Below are 22003 nucleotides of genomic sequence, written 5' to 3' on the forward strand. Positions count from 1 at the left end.
TACGGAATGTAATTCCAGCCTTTGTTGTCGGGTTGGTCGGTACAGGTCACGAAAAATACTGGCGGGGCGTTTTGCCCAGAATAAAAAGACAAACAATATTGACGACAGTAAAATAGGTTACAAAGGGATAGCCCGGTTTCCCATCCGGATTTGGAATTGGCCCAAAGAGGTTGCAAACAGTACAGGTCTACGTATAAAAAAACGCATCGTACGTTACCTTCTGGGATCAAAAAGAGGGCTTTGATCAGAATCCGGGAAAACACATACACCAATACGGCAGATTTTATGCCCTTGGCATATAGGCCAGGACCAAGTTTAGGATAGTTCCCAACAAATTTGTGGCCCCGATTTGATTAGGACATTGATTCTGCCGCTTCAATTTTTGCGGTGCTATCGCTGGGTGGGTCATAGGCTCCGTCATCGGACTTCCTACAGGAGGTAACTGCTACCAGAAAGGCAAAAGCCAACAAAGTGAATACTGCTTTTTTCATTTTTAAAGGGTTTAATGGGGGAGTGATGGAGGAAGTACCCTAAATATAGGGATTGGGATACCGCTTGGCAAGGATTTTTGTATAGGTGGCCCCCCTGGGGCTATTTTTGGTATAGAACTATGGGCAAGTGTCCTTTGGAAAGGACATGATTTTAGGAGAATTCCCGGATACATACAATTTGGACGGGCTAATTTCCTTATTTTTAAGGATACAATAATGCTAACTTAAAAAAACAGTTTTTATGAGCGATGTAAAAAAATATGGCATACTGCTCCTTTCTATTTTGATCTTGGCGGGATGCAAGGAAAATAAAAGCAAGACAGCTTCCGAAGCGGCAGAAACGACAGAGGAACAGGCCGTAAAGCTTAAGGGCGAAGTGGTCACTTATGCTGCCGATTCCCTGAACATGAAAGGCTATCTGGTCTGGGACGAAAATGCTACGGGCAAACGTCCTGGAGTCATTGTGGTCCACGAGTGGTGGGGACACAACGATTATGTACGCCAAAGAGCGGAGATGTTGGCCGAATTGGGCTATGTGGCACTGGCCATTGATATGTACGGTGATGGCAAGCAAGCGGCCCACCCGGATGATGCGGGGAAGTTTGCCATGAGCGTTATGGGCAATATAGATGGGGCAACCGCCCGCTTTAAGGCCGCTTTGGAAATGTTGCAGGCACAGGAATCCGTGGATGCCGAAAAGATTGCAGCAATCGGGTATTGTTTTGGCGGCAGTGTGGTCTTGACCATGGCAAATGCCGGGTTGGACTTGGATGCGGTAGCTGCCTTTCACAGTGGGGTGCAACTTCCCATTATGCCCACTTCGGACATTAAGGCCAAAGTGTTGGTCTGTAATGGGGCCGTGGATCCCTTTATTCCGGCCGAAACGGTAGCAGCCTATAAAAAGGCCATGGACAGCGTGCAGGCAGATTATAAATACATTGCCTATGAAAACGCCGCACATTCCTTTACGAGCAAGGCAGCCGATTCCTTGGCAAAGGAATTCAATTTGCCCCTGGCCTACCAACAGGAGGCCGATGAGAAATCTTGGGGCGAACTTCAAAAGTTGTTGGACGAAGTATTTTAAAATCGATAACATTTGTCCTCCGTTAAAAGCCCGATCTTAGCTTCGGGCTTTTTTATGTGTGCTTTCTTCCAGAGCAGGTGTAAGAATCATTTTACATGGAATTATTCCATTAATTTGGAAATAATCCATAAATTGTACCACTGAATCAACTCAAAGTGGACAAAACGATACTACATCTAGATCTGGATACCTTTTATGTTTCTGTAGAGCGCCTCATCAACAGAGAACTGATACACAAACCCCTATTGGTGGGGGGGACCAGCGATCGGGGCGTGGTGGCCGCGTGTAGTTATGAGACCCGCGGGTTTGGGATCCATTCTGGAATGCCCATGAAGATGGCCAAGGAACTGTGCCCCGAGGCCGTGGTGATACGGGGCAATGCGGGGACCTATAGCAAACATTCTGATGTGGTCACCGATATCATCAAGGAGCAGGTACCCGTTTTTGAGAAGTCGAGCATCGATGAGTTTTATGCCGATCTCTCCGGCATGGATCGTTTTTTTGGCTGTTACCAGTACGCTTCCGAACTGCGAAGAAGGATCATTAAGGAGACCGGACTTCCTATTTCCTTTGGTCTTTCGGTAAATAAAGTGGTTTCCAAAGTGGCTACCAATGAGGCCAAGCCCAACAATCAATTAAAGGTAGATCAGGGGTATGAAAAACCTTTTCTGGCTCCTTTGTCCATCAAAAAAATTCCCATGGTGGGGGACAAAACCTACCAGACCCTTAGGAATCTAGGGCTGCGAAAAGTGAAGACCGTTCAGGAAATGCCCATGGATCTTATGCAACGGGTATTGGGCGCCAATGGCGGGGTCATCTGGAAGCGCGCCAATGGCATAGATCATACCCCGGTGATTCCTTTCTCGGAACGCAAATCCATTTCTACTGAACGTACTTTTGACAGGGATACCATAGATGTGGTAAAGCTTAGGGGCATCCTGATGGCCATGACAGAAAATTTGGCCTATCAGTTAAGACGGGGAGAACGGCTCACGGCCTGTATCACCGTAAAGATCCGGTATTCCGATTTCAACACCTATTCCAAACAACTGCGGATTCCCTATACCAGCGCCGACCATATTTTGATCCCCAAGATCCTTGAGTTGTTCAACAGGCTGTACAACAGGAGGCTCCTGGTTCGCTTGGTGGGCATCCGTTTTAGCCATTTGGTGCAGGGAAATTATCAGATCAACCTGTTCGATGATACCGAGGAAGCTCTCAATTTATATGCGGCCATGGATACCATACGGGAACGCTATGGGGACAATAGTATCATTAGAGCCTCGGCCATGGGGGCCAAGACCATTGGGCGAATGCACAATCCGTTCAACGGCCAACCGCCGGTAGTACTCGCACATCGGAAACAATAAACAATGAACAATGAACAATAAAGGGGGCAATAAAAAATACCGGATTCAAAAAAACAGGGTCCAGCAAGCTTTGTATTCCCCTAGCTAGTATATGTATCTCAACTGCCACACCTATTACAGTATGCGTTACGGGACCTTTTCCGAGATCCAACTCTTGCAATTGGCCCAGGAAAACGGGGTGGCCCGTTTGGCCCTGACGGATATCAACAATACCTCTGCCTGCCTCAATTTTGTGCGAAAGGCACCCGAATTTGGGGTGAGGCCCATCTTGGGCATCGATTTTAGAAACGGGGTAGATCCCTGTTATGTGGGCATTGCAAAAAATAATGCAGGTTATCAGGAATTGAACACTTTTTTATCGGTGCACCTCCATGAAGAAAAGGAATTCCCCGCCCTTGCACCCCTTTTTAAGGAGGCCTATATCATTTACCCTTTTGAAAAAGTGGTGTTGAACGACCAAACCGTATTTGCGCCGCATGAATTTATTGGAATTTCCATTGCCGATCTAAGGCGATTGCCCTTTTCCAGGCTCAAGGAATACAAGGATAAACTCGTAGTGTTGCAAGCGGTCACCTTTCGGCATAAGGGCGACTATAATGCACATCGTTTGCTGCGGGCCATTGATAACAATGTGTTGTTGAGCAAGCTTCCCAAAACGGAAGAGGCCCGGGAGGATGAAAAAATGTTTCCCGTGCAAAATTTGGCGGCCGCCTTTTCGGAATATAGCTTTATCCTGGAGAATACGGAACAACTGGTGCAGTCTTGCCACATTCATTTTGATTTCTCCAAAGAACGGGAACCCCAAAATTTAAAGGCGTATTTGGGCAACAAGGCGGCAGACGAGGAGCTGTTGGAAAAATTATGCCGGGAGGGCTTGCCATATCGCTATCCCAAGGGAGGGGAGCATATTACAAAAAGACTTAAAAAAGAGCTGGACCTGATCAAGGAAAAAGGCTTTGTTTCCTACTTCTTGATCAATTGGGACATTGTTTCGGAGGCCAGGAAAAGGGGGTTCTTCTATGTAGGGCGGGGCAGTGGTGCCAATAGTATTGTGGCCTATCTGCTGCGCATTACCGATGTGGACCCCATAGAGCTGGACCTGTATTTTGAGCGCTTTATCAACTTGTACAGGGCCAATCCCCCCGATTTTGACATTGATTTCTCCTGGAAGGACCGGCCGGCCATGACGGAGTATATCTTTGAGCGCTTTGAGCATGTGGCACTCTTGGGTACCTATGTCACTTTTAAGGAAAAGGGAGTCGTCCGTGAATTGGGGAAGGTATTTGGTCTTCCCAAGGCCGAAATCGATTTTTTGTCCCAAGGGAGGTACCAATATTCCAAATTGGATGAGGTTTCCCGCCTGGTCTTAAAATATGGCAAACTGATCCAAGGGATACCCAATTACCTGAGTATCCATGCGGGCGGTATTTTGATCAGTGAACGCCCCCTGCATTATTTTTCGGCCACCCACTTGCCCCCCAAAGGCTTTCCCACAACACAGTACGACATGGTCATTGCCGAAGATGTGGGCCTTTATAAGTTTGATATTTTGGGACAACGGGGCTTGGGAAAGATCAAAGAGGCCATGGAAATAGTAGGGTATAATCAACCCGAAAAATTTTCCACTTTGGACATCCACGATATCAAAAGGTTCAAGGAGGATCCCCAGATCAATAGCTTGATAAAAACCGCACAATGCATGGGCTGCTTTTATGTGGAGTCGCCCGCCATGCGGATGCTGCTCAGGAAATTGGAGGTGGATAATTATTTGGGCCTGGTGGCGGCAAGTTCCGTTATTCGCCCAGGGGTGGCCAAGAGTGGGATGATGCGGGAATATATTCTACGGCATCGGGAGGAAGGCAGGACCGAACGGGAAGCCCATCCGGTGATGTTGGACATTATGCCCGATACCTACGGGGTAATGGTGTATCAGGAAGACGTAATCAAGGTGGCCCATTATTTTGCAGACCTCACCTTGGGGGAGGCCGACGTGCTCCGTAGGGGCATGAGCGGTAAGTTTCGCTCCCGGGAAGAATTCCAAAAGGTGAAGGACAAGTTCATAAGCAATTGCCGGAAAAAGGGCTATACGGATACCCTGATTTTTGAAGTCTGGAACCAGGTGGCCAGCTTTGCGGGTTATGCCTTTGCCAAGGGCCATTCTGCCTCCTATGCAGTGGAAAGTTACCAGAGCTTGTTCTTGCGGGCTTACTTTCCGTTGGAATATATGGTGGCCGTATTGAACAATGGCGGCGGTTTTTACCGTTCAGAATTCTATATCCATGAAGCGCGCATGCAAGGGGCCGTTATCCACGCGCCCTGTATCAATAGCAGTTTTGCCACCAATTGCATTTACGGGAAGGAGATATATTTGGGCTATATGTACCTGAAGGAGTTGGAGAGCAGGGTCATGGAACGGATGGTAAAGGAACGCGAATTGCACGGGGCCTATACCTCCCTGGAGGATTTTTTAGATCGGGTGCCCATTTCCATAGAGCAGGTGAGCATTCTAATCCGGATCAATGCCTTTCGGTTTACCAAAGTCAATAAGCACGAACTTTTATGGCAGGCCCATTTGTTGTTGACCAAAGGGCCCGCCGTGGACCATCCCAAACTTTTCCCACCCCGCCCCCAAAATTTTGAGATTCCCCCATTGCATACCACCGATCTGGAAACGGCCTTTGAGCAGTTGGAACTGTTGGGTTTTTCCCTGTGTAGTCCTTTTGAACTTTTAAAAGAGGCCCCGAAGAATACCCATGGCAGCAAGGACCTGGATCGTTTCTTAAACCAATATATCGATATTTATGGCTATCTGGTAACGGTAAAGAACACCACAACACACCATGGCAGACAGATGCACTTTGCCACCCTGGTGGACCAATATGGGGAAGTCTTCGATACGGTACTGTTTCCGCCCGTGGCCGCCAAATACTATTTTAGGGGCAGGGGTATCTATCGCTTTTACGGTAAAGTGGTGAGCGAATTCGGTTTTTTGAGCATAGAAACGATCAAGATGCAAAAAGAGGACTATATCCAAGACCCGCGCTATGCGGAGGTAAAGGTGGCCAATCAAAAAAGGTTAACGACTTTGAAGAAATTGGAATAGCTCAAGTGCGGATACAACCGCCTTGCCAATCGCAATCTTTTTTGCGAAAAACGATACCCGAAAACAGGAACAAAACCTTCGGTTATCCCAACAATACCCTGTTAAATACGTATTTTAGTTCCTTATATAACAAACTGTCAATGGTTTAAAAATGCAAATAGAACCTCTTATAGCCTACTTCAATCGACTACTTCCCTTGAGTGAGGACGAGATTTCTTTTGTAAAAGAAGTCTTTACCGAACACCGCATAAAACGGAGGCAGTTCATTCTTCAAGAAGGGGATGTCTGCAAGCACAACACTTTTGTGGTCAAAGGATGTTTTAGGATGTATATGGTGGATGAAAACGCCAAGGAACATAACCTCCAGTTTGCTATAGAGCAATGGTGGATCGGCGATATAGGCAGTTTTCATAGCGAAGAACCCAGCACCCTCTATATCGAGGCAATCGAAAACTCCGTGATTCTTCAAATTAAGAAAGAGGACCAACTACGTCTATTTGTACAGTATCCAAAGTTCAACCGCATTTTTAGAGTAATCACCGAAAATGCCCTGGTGAGTTCCCAGCGCAGAATTTTACAAAATATCAGCTCGACCGCTGAGGAACGCTATCTTGATTTTATGAAGCGGTATCCGCACTTCTTTAATCGGATTTCCAATGTTCAAATAGCCTCCTACCTCGGAGTAACCCCTGAATTTCTTAGCACCATACGTAAACGCTTGGCAAAATCTTAAGGTAGTTTAAGATGCTTTCTTAAGCTATCTTATAGGTACGCCCGCTGAGGATTCCCAACCTTTGTATCAAATAAAATTCACGAGAAATGAAACGTAAACTGATACCAGTAATGGTCTTGCTAATTATGGCTTCTTACGGTCAAAAAAACGATCGGGAAGTAAATCAAACTATAACCCAAAAAACGGAAATCATGCAAAAAGGGGAAAAGCAAAAAATCGAAGAATTATTAAACCAATACAAGAGGGCATTGAACACTTCCGATGCTGCGCTGGCTCAAAGCCTTTACACTAAAAACGGAATATTTATGCCAACAGAGGCTCCCTCCGCGATAGGTTCGGAGAACATTCTTAAATCGTATGAGTTCATTTTCTCCCAAATTCAGCTCAATATCGAGTTCTATATAGACGAGATAGTAGTTGAAAACGATTTTGCCTTTGCAGTAACATCTTCCAAAGGTACAACGCTGATTCACGCAACAGGGGATACCATTCCCGAAGCGAATAGGGAACTATTTGTTTTCGAGAGGGAGGCTGGAGAATGGAAAATTGCTCGATATATGTTCAATAAGACAGCACCAAAATTATAAAAACGCACTGTAGCTCGGCACAGGATAATGGCAGCTGGAATTGTTCCCGTAGGTTTAGCGCAATGAAGTAACTTGGTAGTGGTTTGAAAGTGACGTACTTTTAAGTCGTTCCCGATTTATTCGAGACCGTAAACAGCAAGCCAACATAGGCCAATGAAGCTTCAATTATATCAAATAGATGCATTTACCGATACGATGTTCGGCGGAAATCCCGCCTGTGTTGTCCCCTTAAAGGATTGGCTTTCCGATGAGACGCTACTAAACATCTCCAGAGAAAATTCGGTTGCCGAAACTGCTTTTTTCATTGACAAAGGCGATAGAATCCATTTGCGATGGTTCACACCGGAAATTGAAATGGATCTGTGTGGGCACGCGACCCTTGCAACAGCCCATTGCTTAAAGTCGATTTTGGATTATCCAAAGGATGAAATAACGTTTGAAACATTGAGTGGCGACCTTACCGTTTTTGTGGAAAATGGACGGTATCATTTGGATTTCCCATCAAGAATGCCAACAGCCTCGGACTTGCCCAAAATCATTGAGAAGGCATTGAACATACAGCCAAGAGAGGTGCATAAATCAAGGGACTACCTATTGGTTTATGATTCGGAAGAAGAAATAAGAAATATCAAAATTGATAGACCAATTTTTGACCAGATCAATCTTGACCCAGGTGGGGTAATTATCACCGCAGAAGGGGAAAGTTGTGATTTTGTTTCACGATTTTTTACGCCTCAGGCGTCAATTTTGGAAGACCCTGTAACAGGTTCCGCGCACTGCTCCCTAATTCCGTTTTGGTCAGCAAGACTGCAAAAGGAAGAACTAACGGCAATCCAAATTTCCGATAGGCTTGGAAAATTATATTGCAAAAACCAAAAGGATCGGGTAATCATCAGTGGACAGGCAAAAACCTATTCAAAGGGGCACCTATGGACGGAATAAAATACCCTGATTAAAAAAAACAACACATTAAGGGTTTGGGACAGGGCTGGTCATCCCTCTTATTTAAACGCGGCATGGCCCGTGATGTCCGCCCCGGTAATCAATAGGTGAATATCGTGGGTGCCTTCATAGGTAATTACGCTCTCCAGGTTCATCATATGCCGCATAATGCTGTACTCCCCGGTAATGCCCATACCGCCCAGCACCTGACGGGCCTCACGGGCAATATGGATGGCCATGTCCACATTGTTGCGCTTGGCCATGGAAATCTGGGCCGTAGTGGCCCTACCCTCGTTTTTCAACTGCCCCAATCGAAATGCCATGAGCTGCGCCTTGGTAATCTCGGTAATCATTTCGGCCAGTTTCTTCTGTTGCAACTGGGTGGCCGCAATGGGCTTCCCGAACTGGATACGCTCCTTGGCGTAACGCAGGGCCGTATCATAACAATCCATGGCCGCACCTAGCGCACCCCAGGCAATGCCGTAGCGGGCAGAGTCCAAACATCCTAAAGGCGCACCCAGACCGCTTTTGTTGGGCAAGAGGTTTTCCTTGGGCACCTTTACATTGTCAAAGATGAGCTCTCCGGTGGCGGAGGCCCTTAGGGACCATTTGTTATGGGTCTCTGGCGTGGAAAAACCTTCCATGCCCCGTTCCACGATCAAGCCGTGGATACGGCCTTCCTCATTTTTGGCCCAGACAATGGCAATGTCCGCAAAAGGGGAGTTGGAGATCCACAGCTTGGCCCCGTTGAGGAGGTAGTGGTCGCCCTTGTCCTTGAAATTGGTGGTCATACCGCTCGGATTGGAACCATGGTCGGGTTCGGTAAGTCCAAAGCAACCCATAAATTCCCCCGTGGCCAGTTTAGGCAAGTATTTTTTGCGTTGTTCCTCGGTTCCATAGGTAAAAATGGGATACATGACCAGGGAAGATTGCACCGAAGCGGTGGAGCGCACCCCGCTATCGCCCCGTTCTATTTCCTGCATAATGAGCCCGTAACTGATCTGGTCCAATCCAGCTCCGCCGTACTCTGGTGGGATATAGGGACCAAAGGCCCCAATTTCTGCCAGACCGCCCAGGATCTGTTTGGGAAATTCCGCCTTTTGGGCAAACTCCTCAATGATGGGCGAAATGTCCCGTTTCACCCACTGGCGCGCCGCATCGCGGACCAATTTGTGTTCATCGCCGAGCAGATCGTCGAGGTTATAGTAGTCGGGAGCTTCAAATAGGTCGGGTCTCATACAAAGAATTTTGATCAAAGGTAGCTAAAGAAATATAACATTACAAAGTCAAAATGTTACATTTTTAGATAAAAATCCCGTGTAAGACTACGGTAGTCGGAGGTATAATCGTGCCGTTTTTTTTCTATGGTCAGCTCTTCCCGGACCGGTGCGGTCTTTTCAAACCTGAACGCAATCAAGCTTCTTTTGATTTCCGAGGAAGGATTGCCTTTTATCCGGGTGATTTTTTTAGGAAAAAGCCCAACAGTTGCGGCCAGTTGTACAAACTTGTCCTCCTCCTTGAAAGGGAGGATAACGGCAAAAACACCTTGGGGGGAAAGTAAAGTTGACGCCCCCTCCAAGAGTTCTTCAAAAGGTAGGGATTCATTTTTTCTGGCCTGGTCCCTGGAGCCGTCCCCACTGGATACACCCTCGGTGTAAAAGGGCGGATTGGTAACGATCAAATCATAGCGCTCGTCCATTTCCGCAACAAACTCCTCCATCCCGGCATGGTAGCAAAAAAGACGATCGCCCCAGGGCGAAGCTTCAAAATTTTCGACACATTGTTCATAGGCGTCGCCATCTATTTCTACGGCATCAAGCACTTCTGCCTTGCTTCTTTGGGCCAACATTAGGGAGATCAGACCCGTTCCCGCTCCAATATCCAGAATGGAATTGGGATCGTTTTCCAAAGGTGCCCATGCGCCCAACAATACCCCGTCCGTACCTACCTTCATGGCACAGCGGTCCTGATTTATAGTAAATTGTTTGAATGTAAAGGGTTTTTCCAAAATTTTGATTTTATTAGCTCCCCTCCTTGGATAAGAAGAGGTGTCCCGGCTTGGCCGGAAAGGGGAGGTTTGATTTCCCTCTTGGTTTTACGGGTTGCCCAGATAAAGGTCTACCAGGCCCTCTGGTGTAGTAACATGGATGGTCTTGTTGCTCCGATCTACTTTGGTGATGATTTCATCGTTTATGGGGATCAACAGTTGTTTGCCTTGCTTGTCCACCTCAAACAGGGCCTGATTGGTAGTATCGTTTACCCCTGCTATGATACCAATATCACCATGAATGCTATCCATCAGCACAAAACCAATAACCTCGTGAAAATAAAATTTGTTCCCTTCCAATTTAGGCAGGAATTCCAGGGGTAGGTAAAGTTCTGAACCCATCACCTTGTCCGCATCGGACTCGTTGGTCACCTCTTCAAAACGAATGCGGAGCAGGCTCGATTTGTGCAGCACACATGTTTCAATAAAAAAAGGAACCAGATTGTTTCCCAAAGAAACAAATACTGATTCCATATTTTCGTAAATATCGGGCTCGTCAGTGTCGAGTTTTACGAGCACCTCACCCTTATAACTGTATTTTGAAACGATTTTGCCGAGGTAGAAACAATCCGACTTCTGCATCGTTCCCAAAAAAACCTATTCTTCTTCTGTGGTCGCTTCGGCTTCCTTGGCGTCAGCGGCAGCTTCTTCAACCGCAGGTGCCTCTTCTTTAGCTTCAGCCTCCGCTTTGGGAGTTTCTTCCACTGCAGCTTCTTCAGCAGCGGGAGCTTCTTCTTTGGCTTCAACCTCTGCTTCGGGAGCGGCTTCCTCAGTTGCCGGAGCTTCTTCGGCTACCGCAGTTTCCTCTGCAGCGGCTTCAACCTCTTCCGTGGCCTCTTCAGCCTCGGGAGCTTCCGCTTCCACTGCTGCTAGCGCACGTTTTTCGTTCACTTCTTTTTCCGCTTCAAGTGCCTTGGCCCTGGCTTCCGCTTTCACTTTGTCCAAACCACTTATTTTATCGGCAACGGATTTTTCCTTTTCGGCCAACCAAGCGTTGAATTTCTCTTCTGCCTGCTCCTCGGTCAATGCCCCCTTGCGCACACCGCCCAATAGGTGATGTTTTAACAATGCTCCTTTATAGGAAAGGATGGCCCTGGCCGTATCTGTAGGTTGTGCCCCGTTCTGAAGCCATGTTACGGAGTTGTCCACCTTAAGCTCTACGGTGGCAGGATTGGTATTGGGGTTGTAGATGCCCAATTTTTCAAGGAATTTACCGTCTCGCTTTGAACGCGAATCCGCAGCAACGATCCAATAAAATGGTTTTCCTTTTTTTCCGTGTCTTTGTAATCTAATCTTAACTGGCATATCACATTAATTTGTAGGGTGCCCGACCCTGATTATTAATTCTTTTTGTTTTTTATCCCTCAAAAGGGGTGCAAATATACTGCATTTCCTCAATTCGGCAATAGCTTTTCCAAAATTCCTTTATTCCCGTTCCACCAGTTGATCTTTTCCCCTCACCAGCTCGGATTGGTGCTTCAGTACAAGTGCATTGATTTGCGCTAAAACCTCCGGATGATCTTGGGCTACATTAAATTGTTCCGACGGGTCATGGCCCAGGTGATAGAGCAGCGGAGGGTCGTGTTCTTCCCGCTCCCCGAATTGCCCATAGGCCCCATGGGTAATAAAATGTGCTTTGTAAGCCCCCCATCGAGCGGCGTACAGATCCGTTCCTCTGTAATAAAGGACACTTTTACGAGGGCTTGGCCTGTGATAGCGCAAGGTTTCGCTCAAATCTACCCCATCCATTATACGATCCTCCGGAAGGGCCGCGCCGGCCAGGGTACTAAAGGTGGTAAAAAGGTCCATGGTGGACCCCAATGCGCTGATCTGTCCGGGTTTGATCCATCCGGGTCCCCAAAAAATTCCAGGCTCGCGCATACCGCCCTCCCAGGTGGTGCCCTTACCCGCCCTTAGGGGTCCGGCACTACCCCCATTGGTCTTAAAGGGTAACCAGGGCCCGTTGTCGGAGGTAAAGACCACAATGGTGTTTTCAGCAAGGCCCTCCGCTTCAAGCGTGGCCAGGATCTGCCCTACCCCATAATCTATTTCCTCCACGACATCGCCATAAAGCCCGCGGTCACTTTTGCCCAAAAATTCTTTGGAAGCAAACAAGGGAATATGGGGCAGGTTATGGGCCAAATACACCAGAAAAGGTTGGTCTTTGTGTTTTTTGATAAAGGAAACCGCCTCTTCTGCATACCGTTTGGTTATGGTGTGCTGGTTGGCGGGTCGTTCTACAACTTCCGTGTTCCGTAGCAGCGGGACATTGAAATCCGTCGTTTTGATCAAATCATCTGATTGTTTCCAGTACTCCCAATAGGGGATGTTGGAAAGCTTGTCCATATCATTGGAATATGGGATCCCAAAATAATAGTCAAAGCCATTATTGGTGGGAAGGTACTGCTCTTTATGACCCAAATGCCATTTTCCGATACAGGCTGTGCGATATCCCACTTGTTTTAGTTGTTCGGCCAGGGTTATTTCATGGGCCGGCAAGCCGTTTTTGGAATCGGGAAAGAGTACTCGGGTGGTATTGCTTGCCATACCACTGCGCACCGGAAGTCTTCCTGTTAACAGGGCTGCCCGGCTAGGCGTACAAACGCTGGCAGCGGCATAAAAGTTGGTCCATTTTTGTCCTTCACTGGCCATGCGGTCCAAATGGGGCGTGCGTATGCTGGGATGCCCGTAGCTTCCCAAATCACCGTATCCGAGGTCATCGGCAAAAATGATGATGAAATTGGGCTGTTCCCGGGCAGCGGTCTGCGACCACAGGGAAGTACCGGAGAGCAAGACAGGCCATAAAAGCAGTTGGATTTTTACAAAGATCAAGTTTTTCATATGCGACAATTTAACGGCTATGTAAAGTAGGCATATAAGTTTGGTTGAGAAAATAAATATGGTTCATAACTCCTGATAAGTCCCTTTTACCAAGAGCCTACAATTCTATATTTTTATACATTCATTTTTCCAAACAAGAATATCCTATGTACCTGATTTTTGATACCGAAACCACCGGCCTGCCCAAGCGTTGGGACGCCCCCATTACGGATTTGGACAATTGGCCACGTTGTATCCAGATTGCCTGGCAATTGCACGACGCCATGGGCAATGTGGTGGAACATCAGGATTTTTTGGTACAGCCCCAGGGGTTCAACATACCGTTTGATGCCGAGCAGATTCATGGTATTTCCACGGCCTTGGCCGAGGAAGAGGGAGTCCCCATGCCAGAGGTCTTGGAAAAGTTCAACGAGGCACTGTCCCAAGCTAAATTCATTGTGGGCCAGAATGTAGGCTTTGATGTAAATATTATGGGGGCTGAATTCCTAAGGGCCCAGATAGACAATCCTTTGCAGGAACTCCCTGTGCTGGATACTTGTACGGAAGATACGGCCCTGCTTTGCCAAATTCCCGGGGGACGGGGCGGCAAATTTAAATTGCCCACCCTGACCGAACTACACGAATACCTTTTTAAGGAACCTTTTGCCGAGGCGCACAATGCCACCGCCGATGTGGAGGCCACTACCCGATGTTTTCTGGAACTGCTGCGCAGAAAGCACTATACCTTGGAGCAGTTGGATGCCCCTATCGATTATTTTCAGAATTTTTCCGAAGCCAATCCCCAGGAAATCCAACTCATCGGCCTAAAACATATTAACCTAAAGGAAGCTTCAAAAAAAATAGCGGAACGGCTTTGGGAAAAGGATACCGGGGAAATCTCCCATGAGGAGATGGAGGAGAACATCGCCTCGCTGGCCGAGGCCCCCTTTGCACATTTACACAACCACTCCCAGTTTTCGGTCTTACAATCCACCATCAACATCAAGGATCTTGTACGGTCGGCCGCAGAGGATCGGATGCCCGCTGTGGCCATAACAGATCATGCCAATATGATGGGCGCCTTTCATTTTGTAAAGGAGATCAAGGCACATAATACCGCGGTTGCCGAAAAAAACGCACAGGCGAGTGAAAATGGGGAAGTGGCTGAGGCCCAAGAAATAAAGCCGATTATCGGCTGTGAGTTCTTTGTCTGCGACGACCATACCAACAAGAACGTAAAGGACTATGGCTATCAGATCGTGCTCCTGGCCAAGAACAAAAGGGGCTACCACAATTTGGCCAAGATGTCTTCCATTGCCTATACCGATGGCTTTTACTACGTGCCGCGTATTGATCGCGAGGTAATTCAACAATACAAGGAGGACATTATGGTACTCACGGGCAATCTCTACGGAGAGGTGCCCGGGAAGGTCTTGAATGTGGGCGAAAAACAGGCCGAAGAAGCGCTCCTGTGGTGGAAGGAAACCTTTGGGGACGATCTGTATATGGAGATTATGCGGCATGGGCAGGAAGACGAGGACCGGGTGAACAAGGTCCTGGTAGAATTTGCCAAAAAGCACGGGATAAAATTGATCGCTACCAACAATACGTATTACTGTGTCAAGGAAGATGCCGATGCCCATGACATTTTACTTTGCGTCAAGGACGGGGAAAAACAGGCAACGCCAATCGGTCGGGGCAGGGGCTATCGCTACGGACTCCCCAATCAGGAATATTACTTCAAGTCGGCCGCAGCGATGAAGGAACTCTTCAAGGACCTTCCGGAATCCATACTGAATATCCAGGATCTTTTGGATAAAATAGAAACCTACGATTTGGCCAGGGAAGTACTGTTGCCCAATTTTGAAATTCCCGAGAGCTTTATGGTTGTCGAGGACCAAACGGATGGGGGCAAACGCGGAGAGAATGCCTATTTGAGACATATTAGTTATGAAGGCGCCAAAAAACGCTATGCGTCCATCACTCCTGAAATCGAGGAACGAATCGACTTTGAGTTAAAGACCATAGAAAATTCGGGCTATCCGGGTTATTTTCTGATTGTGGAGGATTTTATCCGGGAGGCCAGGAACATGGGGGTTTCGGTAGGACCGGGCCGGGGTTCCGCTGCAGGATCGGTAGTGGCCTATTGTTTGGGCATTACCAACATAGATCCACTGAAGTACGATTTGCTTTTTGAGCGTTTCCTGAATCCAGACCGGGTTTCCATGCCCGATATCGATATTGATTTTGATGATGAGGGCCGCGGTAAGGTCATGGATTACGTCATCAATAAATACGGGGCCAATCAGGTGGCACAGATCATCACCTATGGGACCATGGCGGCCAAGTCGTCCATTCGGGACACGGCCAGGGTATTGGATCTTCCCTTGGGCGATGCCGACCGTATTGCCAAGTTGATCCCCACCATGTCCAAATTGGGAAAGATCTTTGGGGTGCCGGAGGCGGAGTTAAAAAAGAAGTTTCGCTCAGATGATCTGGAGAAGGTGAACAACTTATTGAACATTTCCGAAGGGGACGATTTGGAGGCGCAGACGGTGAATATGGCACGTGTGCTGGAAGGGTCCCTGAGAAATACAGGCATTCATGCCTGTGGGGTCATCATTACGCCGGATGATATTACCAACTTTGTACCGGTGGCCACGGCCAAGGATTCTGACCTGTACGTCACCCAATTTGACAACTCCGTGGTGGAAAGTGCGGGCTTATTGAAAATGGATTTTTTGGGACTAAAAACCCTGACCCTGATCAAGGATACGGTAAAAATCGTTAAGGCCAAACACCATGTTGAATTGGTGCCCGATGATTTTCCGCTGGACGACGAAAAGACCTATGAGCTCTTTCAACGTGGCGATACCGTGGGTATCTTTCAGTATGAATCCGTTGGGATGCAAAAACATCTAAAGGACCTTAGGCCCACGGTATTTGATGACCTTATTGCCATGAACGCCCTGTACCGTCCGGGTCCCATGGAGTACATCCCTACCTTCATTTCAAGAAAGAACGGGATGGCAGAAATTACCTATGATCTTCCCGAAATGGAGGAGTACCTCAAGGAGACCTACGGCATTACCGTGTACCAGGAGCAGGTGATGTTGTTGTCGCAGAAGCTGGCCGGTTTTACCAAGGGCGAGGCAGATGTATTGCGGAAGGCCATGGGAAAAAAGATATTCTCGCTCCTGCAAAAATTACGCCCTCAATTTTTGGATGGTGGGGAAAAGAACGGACATCCTAGGGAGACCCTGGAAAAAATTTGGAAAGACTGGGAAGCTTTTGCTTCCTATGCCTTTAACAAAAGTCATTCTACCTGCTATGCCTATATTGCCTATCAGACCGCCTATCTAAAGGCGCACTATCCAGCAGAGTACATGGCGGCCGTGCTGTCCAATAATATGAACGATATTAAACAGGTGACCTTCTTTATGGAAGAGTGTAAGCGGATGGGACTGGAGGTACTGGGTCCGGACGTGAACGAATCCTATTATAAGTTCGCGGTAAACAAGGACAACGCGGTCCGGTTTGGTATGGGTGCCATAAAAGGGGTGGGAAGATCTGCGGTAGAGACTATTGTAAGCTTCCGAAAAGAAGATGGTCCGTACCGATCGGTCTTTGATATGGCCAAACGCATCGATTTGCGGTCTGCCAATAAAAAAGCATTCGAGAACCTGGCCCTGGCCGGAGGTTTCGACTCCTTTGGCCAAGTGCACCGGGCACAATATTTTCATGAGGAAGGCGACGGGATTACTTTTTTGGAGAAGGTAATAAAATACGGGGCCAAGTATCAGGAGAACGAGAACTCCTCCCAGGTAAGCCTCTTTGGGGATGCCAGTGAAGTACAGATACCGGAGCCCGTGGTCCCTCCTTGTGAGGAATGGGGCACCATGGAAAAACTAAGACGGGAAAAAGAAGTAGTGGGGATATATATCTCTGGGCACCCTCTGGATGATTTCAGGACCGAGATCAATGCGTTCTGCAACACCAATGTATCGGCTTTTGCAAATTTGGAGGAGCATGTTAACAGGGAGCTTGCCTTTGCAGGGGTAATCACCGATGTGCAACACAGGGTGTCCAAAAATGGCAAGGGCTGGGCTTTGTTTACCATGGAGGATTATACCGATTCCTTTGAATTTCGAATTTTTGGGGAAGAGTATTTAAAGTATCGCCATTTCCTGATGATCAATTCCTTTGCTTTTGTAAAAGTCTTTGTCCGTGAAGGCTGGGTAAACCGTGACACGGGTAAAAAAGGGGAACCACGTTTGCAATACAATAACTTTATGTTGTTACAGGAGGTGATGGAGGCCTTTGCCAAAAAACTGACCATTAAACTGGATATTGATCATATAGCGGAGGAAAACATTCGGGAGTTGAAGGATACCCTGGTCATGCACAAGGGAAATCACGCCCTTAATTTTGTCGTTTATGAGATGGAGGAGGAAATAAAGGTGAATTTATCGAGCAGGAAACAAAAGGTTCAGATTTCCAGCGAGCTTTTGACTGCCCTAGAGGAAAAAGCGGTACATTACAAACTAAACTGATGTCTAATCCGTTCTGTTTGAAGTGGTGGCAATAAACTTTGCCAATATGCCTATAGGCAAAACGAATATGCACCTAGTAAGGAAAAGGGAGAATAATTGACTAAATTTGCGTAATATTTAAAACTAATATAAAATGGCATTAGAGATAACAGACGCTACTTTTGACGAAGTAGTCTTAAAAAGTGATAAACCTGTAGTAGTCGATTTTTGGGCAGCTTGGTGTGGTCCCTGTAGAATGGTAGGGCCTATCATTGATGAAGTAAGCAATGAGTACGACGGCAAGGCCGTTGTAGGAAAGGTAGATGTTGATGCCAATCAGGAATTCGCCGCAAAATATGGCGTGCGTAACATCCCGACCGTTTTGGTGTTCAAGGATGGTGAAATTGTAAACAGACAGGTGGGAGTATCCCCGAAGAAAGTCTATACAGACGCAATAGACGCGGTATTGTAGTACATAACAGCGTTACGCTTATTTAAGAAAGGTTTGGCTTCGAGTGCTCGGGGCCAAACCTTTTTTTATTTTATCTTAGTCGCATGAACCTACCCTCCGAATTACATAAGGCCGCCCTCTTCCAGAACCTGGAACTTTTGGCGAGTCAGGTGGTGGAAGGTTTTATCAGTGGGATCCACAAAAGTCCGTTCCATGGATTTTCCGCAGAATTTGCGGAGCATAAGATTTACAATACGGGGGAGAGTACCAAGCATATCGATTGGAAACTGTTTGCCAAGACCGATAAGCTGTATACCAAACGTTATGAGGAGGAGACCAATTTACGCTGTCATATGATTTTGGACAATTCGGCTTCCATGTACTATCCGGAGGTCAAGGAATTGAACATTGACAACCTGAACAAAATTGGTTTCGGTGTATTGGCCATTGCGGCGCTCATGAATATTCTTAAAAAACAGCGGGATGCCGTAGGGCTCAGTGTGTATTCGGACAATTACAATTTTCACGCCCCGGAAAAGAGTAGTGAAAGGCACCATCAAATGCTGCTGGCCACCTTGAGCAAGATCAGTTTGGATACGGGGCCGGCAAAAAGCACGGAAACCTATAAGTACATTCATCAGATTGCTGAAAAGATGCATCGGCGGAGCCTGATCTTTCTGTTTACCGATATGTTTCAGACCACAACGAACAAGGACCAATTATTTGATGCGCTCCGGCATTTAAAATACAACAAGCACGAAGTGGTGCTCTTTCATTTGTTGGACAAGGACAAGGAATATCGCTTTAATTTTGAAAACACGCCCAAACGTTTTGTGGATGTGGAAACAGGGGAGCATATAGACTTGTACGCGGACACCATCAAGGCTGCCTATGAAAGGGAGATAGGAAGCTATATTGGGGAGCTAAAGCTAAAATGTGCCCAGTACAAGATCAAGTATGTGGATGTGGACATCCATGCCAATTTTTCAAAGGTGCTGAATACCTACATGATAGAGCGGCAAAAATTTCTTTGAGACCAGCCATAATTTTGAGGGAAATTGTTTGCGGAATTCAATAACCGATGTATATTTGCACTCGCTTAAGAATTGGTCCGGTAGTTCAGTTGGTTAGAATACCTGCCTGTCACGCAGGGGGTCGCGGGTTCGAGTCCCGTCCGGACCGCAAAAAGCCTTCAACGCAAGTTGAGGGCTTTTTGTTTTTTTGGTCCTTTGGGTCCCATTGTCCATGTTATTATTTTCCATGTACCACGTGGTCTTGAGATTATAAGGGCCGCGGGCCGCCGACGTTCCGTTTTGCGGAAGTCGGGGTGCCGACCGCGAGCGTCGGCATTCGAGTCCCACCTGTCCCGCCATCGGCGGGATCCGGACCGTTGTAGCCTTCAACGCAAGTTGGGGGCTTTTATATTTATTAAAACCGGAATTTTGGTTTATTCCGTAGCCTAGAAATTCCGGGAAACCGTTACAGCTTCCAAAATGTCGGTTTTGGTCACGGTTGTTTGACCAGATTAAAGTTATGGGGGTTACCGGTTACACTACCATTAAAATCCAAATTCACCTCAATAATCCCCACACAGCTCAATACCCTACCCCCGGGAAGTAAAGTATAGAAGTTGGGTCCAAAGCTTACCGCGGAGTTTATACCGTCCTCATTCACCCCGATTATGGCCCCTGTTTCTGGGTCAATGGTAAGGACAAGGTCTTCCGCTCCTTCAGTGATGTGCGTACCGTCTATAATCGTAATTTGATTTTCACCAGGTCCGGCAACGACTTCTCTGGTAAAGTCGGTTTCGCCAAAAAAGCTGGCAAAGGTAGAAAAGGAAACATCATAGCTTCCGGGAAGTGCCGAGATGTCCACGCTGGGGCACTGAACGTCAAGACCGATGGATAACCTGTCTATGCTATCGTCCAGTATTTCTGCCCCTTCCACGGCGTCCAGTACCAATACAATGGCATCACTGGCGCCGGGAAGTGCGCTAGAGGCCCGCGTGGTAATGACGATATCCGTGGTAAAGGCGCCCGCCGGGATGACTGTGGACAAGGTACTTATAGCATAGAACATCGGGTCTAGGGTGGTACTGTTGGCATCCACGCTAAGCTGTACGGCCCTATCCGAGGACGAAAGGGTAGAGACTCCAATGGTGACAGTACTTTCCGTATCGGCCGCAGGATTGAACACGATGCGGGGATTTGCTATTCCTCCGTTGAATCCGGCAATGGCTCTTCCATTTTCCGTGTCGAAGATGGGAATCTCATTTTCTTCGCAGGAAACCATCGAGAGTATTCCCAGGAACAACATCATAAATTTATAGGTTTGGCTTTTCATATTGCTATTGTTTATATTTTAATACCCTTCGTTTTGAATTAAGTTGGGATTTGCATTGGTCTCGTCTACAGGTATGGGCAACTGGAACCTAAAATCACCAGCCTCAAGCATTTGTATCTCTGCTGGCGTACCCGAGCCATCAATGATATCCCCGTTGTTTGAACGGACGATAGACTCCCCACGTCGTTTTATGTCGAAAAACCGATGCCCCTCAAAGGCAAGCTCCACCCTTCGGTTAAATTGAATGGCGTCTTCCAGTGTCTGCCCGGTCTCTCCCCCTGTGAAGGAGGTAAAACGCAGGTTTCTCAGTACGTCGAGGGAAGCGAGTGCTTCAGACTCTAAACCCAATTCAAACTGGGCCTCCGCCTTGTTCAAAACTACTTCGGCCGCACGGATAACCTTATTGTCTACCCGTCCGTTGACCTGCCCCGCTTCTCCCAGGAACTTCAATATGGCGTTGTAATCGTTGCCTTGATTTGTCCCTACAAATTGCAATACGTTTCTGCGCTGATCATTGGGGTCGATGCTATTCCAAAAATCGAACTCAACAGCATATTCGGAAATGGTGCTGCCCGCACTTGACTGACTGTAGAGCACCCCTACATTGTTACCCGAAGGGGGATTGTCATCGGATCCCATTTCATTGGAAGTGTTTATGGCGAGTTCGAATACGATACCGGCGTTGTTGGAATCGGTATACATTCCGGGGAGTTCAGCGGCTGTCGCCAACGGGGTGTTTACCTGGTTGGCAGCAGCTATCGCATCCTGATACTGTCCATTGTAAAGATAAACCCTGGACAAAGTCCCAAACACGCCATTTCTGTCCAAACGGCCCTCTCCGTTAGACGTGCCGATCAATTGACTGGCACGTTCCAGATCACCGATGATTTCGGCATAGTTGCTCTGGACCGTTTCCCTCGAAGGCTGGGCAAAGGGGTCTCCGGTATCTCCATCTTCAACTTTTACATAGATAATGCCAGGGGATCCATTGGCATCCCCGCTCTGAGTGGGAATCTTTGCAAAGGTCCTTGCCAGATCAAAATGGGCCAGGGCCCTTATGGCCAAGGCCTGCCCCAGGATATTGTTCTTTTCGGGACTATTCGTAAGATTGTCTATTTGGCCGATTACCAGATTCGCGGCGTTTATGGCTTCATAAGCTTCACTCCAGTAAAGCGCTATGGGTCCGCCCGTGTTGGGTACATATCGGTAATCATAATAAATCTCATTGGAACGACGCCCGGTCTGCACCAATATTACGTTGTCCGATAAGATGTCCGGGATGCCCTGAAAGCCGAAGTTCGCATTTGTATAGTAGTTTCTTACCTGTGCATAGGCACCGTCCACACCATTTTGGAAGGTAGTTAGGCTGTTAAAGAAGGTCTCAGGATTCCCTTCCGTAAAAGGTTGTAAACCGTTCAACTCATCATCACAGGCCATGAACCCGAATACAAAATATAATAGTGCTATCTTAAAACTGATTTTTTTCATTTTTCTTTCTTT

17 protein-coding genes and 1 tRNA gene are annotated in these 22003 nt (G+C 47.3%); 10 read left to right on the forward strand and 8 right to left on the reverse strand.

What is annotated here, in order from left to right; genetic code table 11:
• Positions 1–353: 353 nt before the first annotated feature.
• Positions 354–491 carry a hypothetical protein gene (locus tag ACRD67_RS02755; RefSeq protein ID WP_430965505.1) on the reverse strand — a complete coding sequence of 46 codons (138 nt, stop codon included), beginning with the start codon at positions 489–491 and terminating at the stop codon, positions 354–356.
• Positions 492–732: 241 nt separating this feature from the next.
• Between ACRD67_RS02755 and ACRD67_RS02760 the strand changes: the two genes are divergently transcribed.
• The 6 genes from ACRD67_RS02760 (at position 733) to ACRD67_RS02785 (ending at position 8310) form a co-directional block, all read left to right on the forward strand.
• Complete coding sequence (locus ACRD67_RS02760; protein ID WP_430965506.1) at positions 733–1575, forward strand: dienelactone hydrolase family protein; 843 nt, start codon at positions 733–735, stop codon at positions 1573–1575.
• A 155-nt stretch (positions 1576–1730) separates the two neighbouring features.
• Positions 1731–2945, forward strand: coding sequence for a DNA polymerase Y family protein (locus ACRD67_RS02765; protein ID WP_430965507.1), 1215 nt, complete (start codon positions 1731–1733; stop codon positions 2943–2945).
• A gap of 91 nt (positions 2946–3036) precedes the next feature.
• Positions 3037–6048: a DNA polymerase III subunit alpha gene (locus ACRD67_RS02770; RefSeq protein WP_430965508.1), complete on the forward strand. Its 3012-nt coding sequence runs from the start codon at positions 3037–3039 to the stop codon at positions 6046–6048.
• 151 nt (positions 6049–6199) lie between these two features.
• Positions 6200–6781 (forward strand): Crp/Fnr family transcriptional regulator, encoded by a 582-nt coding sequence (locus tag ACRD67_RS02775; RefSeq protein ID WP_430965509.1) that lies wholly within the window; start codon positions 6200–6202, stop codon positions 6779–6781.
• 86 nt (positions 6782–6867) lie between these two features.
• Entirely contained in the window at positions 6868–7368 is a 501-nt protein-coding gene (locus ACRD67_RS02780; protein WP_430965510.1) for a YybH family protein, read from the forward strand.
• Positions 7369–7521: 153 nt separating this feature from the next.
• Positions 7522–8310, forward strand: coding sequence for a PhzF family phenazine biosynthesis protein (locus ACRD67_RS02785; RefSeq protein ID WP_430965511.1), 789 nt, complete (start codon positions 7522–7524; stop codon positions 8308–8310).
• 59 nt (positions 8311–8369) lie between these two features.
• Here ACRD67_RS02785 and ACRD67_RS02790 read toward each other — a convergent pair whose 3' ends face one another.
• The 5 genes from ACRD67_RS02790 to ACRD67_RS02810 form a co-directional block, all read right to left on the reverse strand.
• A complete protein-coding gene (locus ACRD67_RS02790) occupies positions 8370–9548 on the reverse strand; it encodes an acyl-CoA dehydrogenase family protein (protein WP_430965512.1) in 1179 nt (392 codons plus the stop codon).
• 56 nt (positions 9549–9604) lie between these two features.
• Complete coding sequence (locus tag ACRD67_RS02795) at positions 9605–10318, reverse strand: tRNA1(Val) (adenine(37)-N6)-methyltransferase (protein ID WP_430965513.1); 714 nt, start codon at positions 10316–10318, stop codon at positions 9605–9607.
• 87 nt (positions 10319–10405) lie between these two features.
• Positions 10406–10939: a ribosome maturation factor RimM gene (gene rimM / locus ACRD67_RS02800; RefSeq protein ID WP_430965514.1), complete on the reverse strand. Its 534-nt coding sequence runs from the start codon at positions 10937–10939 to the stop codon at positions 10406–10408.
• 15 nt (positions 10940–10954) lie between these two features.
• On the reverse strand, positions 10955–11662 hold the full coding sequence (locus ACRD67_RS02805; protein WP_430965515.1) for a 30S ribosomal protein S16: 708 nt from the start codon (positions 11660–11662) through the stop codon (positions 10955–10957).
• A 120-nt stretch (positions 11663–11782) separates the two neighbouring features.
• The gene (locus tag ACRD67_RS02810) at positions 11783–13198 is read right to left on the reverse strand and encodes a sulfatase family protein (RefSeq protein WP_430965516.1); all 1416 of its coding nucleotides are present in this window, start codon (positions 13196–13198) and stop codon (positions 11783–11785) included.
• 146 nt (positions 13199–13344) lie between these two features.
• Here ACRD67_RS02810 and dnaE point away from each other — a divergent pair, with 146 nt between their 5' ends.
• From dnaE to ACRD67_RS02830, 4 genes are all read left to right on the forward strand, one after another.
• Positions 13345–17730: a DNA polymerase III subunit alpha gene (gene dnaE / locus ACRD67_RS02815; RefSeq protein WP_430965517.1), complete on the forward strand. Its 4386-nt coding sequence runs from the start codon at positions 13345–13347 to the stop codon at positions 17728–17730.
• Between the two features lie 133 nt (positions 17731–17863).
• Entirely contained in the window at positions 17864–18181 is a 318-nt protein-coding gene (gene trxA, locus ACRD67_RS02820) for a thioredoxin (protein WP_430965518.1), read from the forward strand.
• A gap of 83 nt (positions 18182–18264) precedes the next feature.
• The gene (locus ACRD67_RS02825; protein WP_430965519.1) at positions 18265–19194 is read left to right on the forward strand and encodes a DUF58 domain-containing protein; all 930 of its coding nucleotides are present in this window, start codon (positions 18265–18267) and stop codon (positions 19192–19194) included.
• A gap of 74 nt (positions 19195–19268) precedes the next feature.
• Positions 19269–19342: transfer RNA gene (locus ACRD67_RS02830), tRNA-Asp, on the forward strand.
• A gap of 324 nt (positions 19343–19666) precedes the next feature.
• Here ACRD67_RS02830 and ACRD67_RS02835 read toward each other — a convergent pair.
• Together ACRD67_RS02835 and ACRD67_RS02840 are read right to left on the reverse strand one after the other, a co-directional pair.
• Entirely contained in the window at positions 19667–20503 is an 837-nt protein-coding gene (locus ACRD67_RS02835; protein WP_430965520.1) for a hypothetical protein, read from the reverse strand.
• Between the two features lie 18 nt (positions 20504–20521).
• Positions 20522–21991: a RagB/SusD family nutrient uptake outer membrane protein gene (locus tag ACRD67_RS02840; protein ID WP_430965521.1), complete on the reverse strand. Its 1470-nt coding sequence runs from the start codon at positions 21989–21991 to the stop codon at positions 20522–20524.
• Positions 21992–22003: the final 12 nt, after the last annotated feature.

This window comes from Eudoraea algarum (assembly GCF_050589645.1).
Lineage (GTDB): Bacteria > Bacteroidota > Bacteroidia > Flavobacteriales > Flavobacteriaceae > JBNGOQ01.